This is a genomic window from Rhodoplanes roseus (genome assembly GCF_003258865.1).
GTDB lineage: Bacteria > Pseudomonadota > Alphaproteobacteria > Rhizobiales > Xanthobacteraceae > Rhodoplanes > Rhodoplanes roseus.
Window position 1 is genome coordinate 1 of sequence record NZ_NPEX01000319.1, and the last position, 6,158, is coordinate 6,158.

General features: G+C 63.4%; 5 protein-coding genes and 1 pseudogene. 5 read left to right on the top strand and 1 reads right to left on the bottom strand.

What is annotated here, in order from left to right; all coding sequences use genetic code 11:
- From CH341_RS26965 to istB, 5 genes and pseudogenes are all read left to right on the top strand, one after another.
- Positions 1 to 683, top strand: a 683-nt coding sequence (locus CH341_RS26965; RefSeq protein ID WP_210208631.1) for a DUF4339 domain-containing protein, incomplete at its 5' end; no start/stop codon positions are given.
- 331 nt (positions 684 to 1,014) lie between these two features.
- Entirely contained in the window at positions 1,015 to 4,074 is a 3,060-nt protein-coding gene (locus CH341_RS26970; RefSeq protein ID WP_146604640.1) for a coiled-coil domain-containing protein, read from the top strand.
- Between the two features lie 370 nt (positions 4,075 to 4,444).
- Positions 4,445 to 4,564: pseudogene (locus tag CH341_RS36075) on the top strand (IS66 family transposase); the annotation flags it as partial.
- On the top strand, positions 4,524 to 4,652 hold the full coding sequence (locus CH341_RS36255; RefSeq protein ID WP_281023656.1) for a hypothetical protein: 129 nt from the start codon (positions 4,524 to 4,526) through the stop codon (positions 4,650 to 4,652). The pseudogene CH341_RS36075 and the gene CH341_RS36255, both read left to right, overlap by 41 nt.
- Positions 4,653 to 4,677: 25 nt before the next feature.
- Complete coding sequence (gene istB, locus CH341_RS26980) at positions 4,678 to 5,436, top strand: IS21-like element helper ATPase IstB (protein WP_111422050.1); 759 nt, start codon at positions 4,678 to 4,680, stop codon at positions 5,434 to 5,436.
- Between the two features lie 135 nt (positions 5,437 to 5,571).
- On the opposite strand, the gene CH341_RS26985 is transcribed toward istB, so the two are convergent.
- A partial coding sequence (locus CH341_RS26985) for a PD-(D/E)XK nuclease family protein (RefSeq protein WP_210208632.1) occupies positions 5,572 to 6,158 on the bottom strand: 587 nt, incomplete at its 5' end.

The following is a 6,158-nucleotide window of genomic DNA, read 5'->3' on the forward strand; positions in this document are numbered from 1 at the left end:
CAGTGTTGAATCAGCGACGTACCAGTTTGTCAAAACCTGCTCAGAGACATCGCGCCGCCATACCCCTGAGCAACTACAAAATTTCGACCGGTGGCGAACGAATTCGCCCGAGAACGGCGCATGGGGGAACGATGAGCGACACAACATCTACGCCTGCCGCCTCGGACGAATGGTTCTACACGCTCGGGGGCCAACGTCTCGGGCCGATCAGCAGCTCGGCTCTTCGTCAACTGCTCGACGACCGTAAGGTCCACGCTGAGACTCCGGTTTGGCGACGGGGACAGACGAGTTGGATGCTGCTTCGCGAGACTGAATTCGGACTGCTGCTCAGTGAAGTTCCGCCGCCCGTCGCGGCGGCAAACATAAACAACAGCTTCGTTTGGGCGCTCGCGGTCATGCCAATCGTGTACGTTGTCCTGACCGCGGTCCTGCAGGTCCTCTTGTCTTCCCAGGAGCTGTTCACACTCATCAGCCTGGTTCTGCCCTTCGGGGTCAACGCAGCCCTCTGTTTGCTCGATCTGAGCCAGCTGAAGCGCGCGGGATACAGCGATGGTTTCCTTACGCTGTGGGCCTTGATCCTCGCTCCGGTCTACCTGTTCGTGCGCGCCAAACGGATCGGGCACACGCCGACATACGCGATCACCTGGGTCGTCACCTTCGCCATTTCAGTGCTCCTCAGCTGAACGTGTTCAACATATGAGGCGGCAAGGTTGTCGTCAGTCATGGAGCCGTCAGGGTAGCAGTAGTGTATGGAATCTAACGCTTGGTGCCTTCTTCGAACAGCGAGTGCGATCTCGTGAGATTGTTCGACGAGCGGTGCTGCACTTTCGCCCGGTCGACTCGGTCATCTGACATCTCCTGTCGTCTTCCGACGCTAACCGGCCCCTTCGCCGACCCGGGGGTACGCGCCTGCATCAATTAGGGTTCGGGCAAACACTTCGGCTCGATTGGGCCTAGCCAGCCGGACAACTTCTGCCGTATGGTAATACCAAGCACTCGCTGAGGTGTGACTCCATGTCTTCAATCATTGCTCGTTTCGTGTGCTGCGGGGCGGTCCTATGGAGCAGCGCCGGAGTGGCGCAGGACGCTCGTGCGGTCTTCGACCTGTTCGGCGGCATGATGCAGTCGGCCATCGCGCAGGCCACGATGGCGGAGTGGCGCAAGATTCCGGCGGCCGAAGGCGCCTGTATCGATCAGGCGCTACGCGCCAGGGGCACCAGCCTACAGGTCCTCGCACAGCGAGGCGTCCAGCCGTCGGATGTGCAAATTGCCGAGCTGCGGTCGGCTTGCCGCGGCCAACCGACACAGCCAGCAGGACTGCCGGCGTCAGCATGGGCCGTTCCGTACTCGGTCGATGGCCTTGCTCTCGGCAGCCGGGTTCGCTTCGAGACCGCGGCCTATCGCGAATATCAATGCGGACCAAGCGAGCAATTCGACGGCTTCGTCTGGTGTCAACGATCCCGAGTCGAACGAGAGCCGCGAGGTCAATTCACCTCTTCCTATTCGATCCTCCATGCGGCGGATGGCGCCGTCGCCTATGTCAATCGCGCGCTGACGCCGGCGTTTTTCGACGGCCGCGAGGCCCAGGACGAGGTCGATCGCCTGTCCCGCAAGTACGGAGCGCCGCCGCGGGTCCTTCCGATGCCGGCCGGACTAGGACGACCGGCCGGTTTCATCGCCGTGTGGGGCAATGTCGCGCTCAACCCGCTGGACGACGGCAACATCAAGGAGCTGGCCGCCGGCCGAAGCATTCGGGCCGGATTGCTGATCGATCACATCGGTAGCTACCAACGTTCCGCGCAGACCGGGTTGCCAGTCTACCGGTTCGGCGGCGGCCCCGGATACGTCTGGTCGGGCAGTTGGGACGAGCGCGGGCGGGGCAGCCTGAGGTTTCTCGCGATCGATCCGTCTGCGATCGCACGCACCGGGGACAGTAGCGTCGCCGCGCCGGCCGCGCCGCCCCCGATCCCAACCGAGCGGGAGCGCATCGAAGCCGGTGGACCGTCCAGACCGGGGATGACGCCATCGCTGGACGCGCTGGGCGCGCCGGGCGCCGGGCGCGGGGACCGCTCGCGGCTCGGGCGGATTCCCGAAAGTTGCGAGGTTGCTAGGCGGCTCGGACAAGGACAACTGGCGCTCGTCGACCCGTTGTCGAATCGGAGATCGCCCGGGCCGGCATGCCAGGCCATCCTGAGTTGCAAGACCGACCTCGCCCGCCAGACCCGGGACGTATTTCTGTTCTTGCGCGACAACCCGGACGTCACCCTGGCGCTAAGATCGGCCGCTCCAGGCTTGTTTCAGAACGGATCGTTCACCAGCCAATTCGTGCGCGACCTTGAAGGGGCGGCCCGCAGGCTGGACAGCATAACCCCGTCGGCACCCTGCACCTATGTCTGGGGGCAAATCGACATGCACTGGATCGATCTCGGGGGGAAGAATGCGGTGGCGCATTCCTTTCAGGATCTGATGGAGGGCGGTCAAGCGCTGTTTTCCAAGGTCCGATCCGAGCTCGACGCCGCTGAAGCGGAATACCGTGCCCTGCTGGGTTTCAACGACCGCTATGCCGGGGTCGAGAAATTCGAGCGGGCCTACCAGTCCTATGCCGAGGCCGTTCAGGTCGACGACATCGTTGCGACGCTTCGTCAGCGAAGCGGGTTCCTGGCCGAGCTGGAGATCGCGCGGGGGCGCAAACAAATGCTGTCGGAACAGTCGGCTAAGCTGTCCGGGCTGACGACGTCCCTGTCGGACATGAGTCAAGCATGTGGTCGCGAGAGCCTTGCTCATTTCAGCAACCAGGATCTCTCGGCCATGGTGTCCGCGTTGCAGGCGGAATCGAAGAAGCTCGCGGATGCGAGTCCGGCTCAACGAGGCGACCTCTCCTCACAGATGGAGATTCTCGCTGCTCGACACCGCGATCTCGAAAGTGCGGTGCGCGCTGCACGGTCGGAAAAGGCGCGCATCGAAGACGTTAGAATGATGCTCTCGAAACGCGAGTCTCTCGCGCGACAGCTCGCCGATTCGGCCTCGCACGAGGACCTGACGGGGGGGCTCGATCCGCAGCTCGCTCGATCGGCGAACGATCTGGCAGAACAGCTGCGCCAGTTCAGATCCCTCGATCTCGGGACTATTCGAAAGCGCCAAGGTGATCTCATCCCGACGCTTGAGCAACTCGTCGCCTTGGAAAAGCGGTTCTTGTCCGCAAGGTCGAGGTACGACGAAGCCAAAGCCCTCGACGAGCGGCGTCGCGCGGCCCTATCGACGGCCGACCTCATGCTGGATCAGCTCTCAAAGAACGCAAGCAGCAGGCTGTCTACCGAGGCCGGATCACAACTGGCGAATCTTCGCGCGCGGCGAGCCCTTCTGGTTCAACTCGACAGCACGAAACTGCTGGAGCGACCAGACTACGGCGCCGACCTCGCTGCCGTCGAGGATGTCCTTGCCCGACTCGACCGGACGCGCGACGAAATCGACGACATCAATCGGCTCGCGGCAGATCTGAAGGCGCTCAAGGTCAAGATCGACGGACGCGGTCGGAAGTCGTTGGACGCTGCGACGGCGTCCGATCTGGCCGAAATCGAGAAATCGACAGCCTCCTTGGTGAGCGCAAAGGTTCCCCTCACGTCCGACGCACGTGAAACGATCGTGCAGGTTCGGTCGCGCCTCGAACGGCTCGCAAGCTCAGTCGATGCCGTAATGGATGTCGGAGCGCTCGCCCCCGACTCGCGGATGTTCTTGACAGCTCATCCGGAGTATCGCGAAAGAAGCCGGACGGAGGGCTTGCTGCTGGCCTTCTACTCAGCAGAAGTCGCCCTCGAGTTCTGCAACAACCAGTCGTGGCTTGGATTCGGGCCGTACCGTCAGCCGTTGGCAGAGGCCCGGCGGCGCACGAAGATCCTCGAAGAGATATTTGTTCAAATTCTTCACGAGCCTGCGTCGGAGATCGACCGGTTCAAGGTCGCGATGAAATCCGCCAAGGAGCAGATTCATCATCAGATGAAATGGGACCGGGTCACACCACCTGAAAAAGCCTGCGACGAACTTGTTATGATGCTCCAGCTCAATCAACCTTGGTGAAAGCGCGACAGCCGAACGGGATGAAAGCGCCGGTAGCCAATCGAATTCGAAAGGCTGCCAAGCGTCGGTGGCCGGGGAACAACGGTTGCCGCCGCGTTGCCCAGAAGAGCCTACAAATGTGCAGCTACGCCAAATGCTTGGGCCCTGCCGCCTCCGTGAATTTCGCCCCCCGCTCCAGTTGTTGGGAGACGACGCCCCCGACCGCGGTGATGCCTACGGATCATGGCAGGCGAACAACCGGTAAAAGGCCTCGCCGATCGCCTAGAGGTTGGGATCGTCGACCAGAGTGATACGGGAACCTTGACGGCGGAGCCGTCGATCAGGACATATTCCGGCGCACCACCCGCAGCGGCCGGGGCTTGAAAAAGGTGTGCACGGTGACGACACGCCGGTGCCGGTGCTGGCCAGGGGCAAGACCTACACCGGCCGAGCCTGGGTCTATGTGCGCGATGACCGTCCGTTCGGTGGCCACGATCCGCCGGCCGCCGTGTCCCGAGACTTCATGTCCGGAGGCGCCGGCTACGTCGCTGCAGCGGCCGCTCGCCGACTACGCGGCGCTGATCGGGGGAGACTTCTGATGACCACCCACGACACCTGATCGGCATGCTGACGCGCCTGAAGCTGACCGCGGTACGCGACCAGCTCGACACTCTGATCGACGAGGCGGGTCGGCGCGAGCTGACCATCCGCGAGGCGCTGACGCTATTCTGCGAGCGCGAGATCGCCCGCAAGGACCACCGTCGGATCGACATGAGCCTGGGGCTCGCCCGCTTCCCGTTCGTGCGCGACCTGTCGGGCTTCGACTTCGCGGCGCAGCCTTCGCTCGACAAGGCGCAGATCCGCGAGCTTTCGACCGGCCGCTTCATCGCCAACGGCGAGGCGGTGCTGCTGCTCGGTCCGCCCGGGGTGGGCAAGACGCATCTCGCGGTGGCGCTCGGCCGCGAGGCGATCGTGGCCGGCTACACGGTGCTGTTCGTGCCGGCGACGACGCTGGTGGCCCAGCTCGCCAAGGCCCACCAGGACTGCCGGCTGGAGGAGCGGCTGACCCACTACGGCAAGCCCAAGCTCCTGATCGTCGACGAGCTCGGCTACCTGCCGTTCGAGCCCGATGCGGCGCACCTGTTCTTCCAGCTGGTGAGCCGCCGCTACGAGCGGGGTGCCATGCTGGTGACGTCGAACCGGCCGGTCGGCGAATGGGGCACCGTGTTCGGCGACGCCGTGGTGGCGACCGCCATCCTCGACCGGCTGCTCCACCACAGCCACGTCGTCACCATACGGGGCGACAGCTATCGGCTGCGCGAGAAGCGCCGGAGCGGACTTCTGCAGAAGCCCGCTCCGGCGCCCCAGCCGGCGACCACTTGAACCAACCAACCACCGAGGGGGTCAGTTCTTCATGTCGCAAAGGGGTCAGTTCCGGATGTCGCTTGACACACGGAATAGGACCGTTCGGCACACTAAACACGCGCGTCATGCATCGATCGACACCAAGTCACAGCATCACGCCGCATGCGCACTGACGAGTTCTATCCTTACCATCGCGCCAGCGACCGGCTGATGAACCCAATACTCCCGGCATCCACGCCCTGCCGCACGACTCAACGCACTCGAATATAGCTCCACCTGTCCGCCGAACGCGTGAAGCCGTTCAGCATCAAGCTCCATCGCGCCGGGGAAGCTCTTGTGATCGATGATCACGAAATCGCAGCCATCGTCGAGCAGGAGATCGATGCGCCCGGAGATGACCTGGAGTCCCTCAGCCGCGTGAACAGGCCACTCCGAGAGCCGCGCGGCGCTCCTGAAACGCTCGGTGAGGAAGCCGCGCAATCTGTCGGAGGCTGAAACGAGGTCAGCCGGATTCACCTCCGGCACGCCGCCAGCGGCGGAGCATGTTATGAGCGACTTTAAGGCGCGCATCGGATGATGCCTGGGGATCATCGCAGGCGAAGAACCTGTGAAAGGCCTCGCCGATCGGCTGAAGGTCAGGATTGCCGACGAGGGTGATCCGCGGTAATTGCTCAGCCCTATGGATGCTGAACTGCCGTCGCGGGCGGCAATTTTCCGAGGGGCATACGGCTCAACGTCGT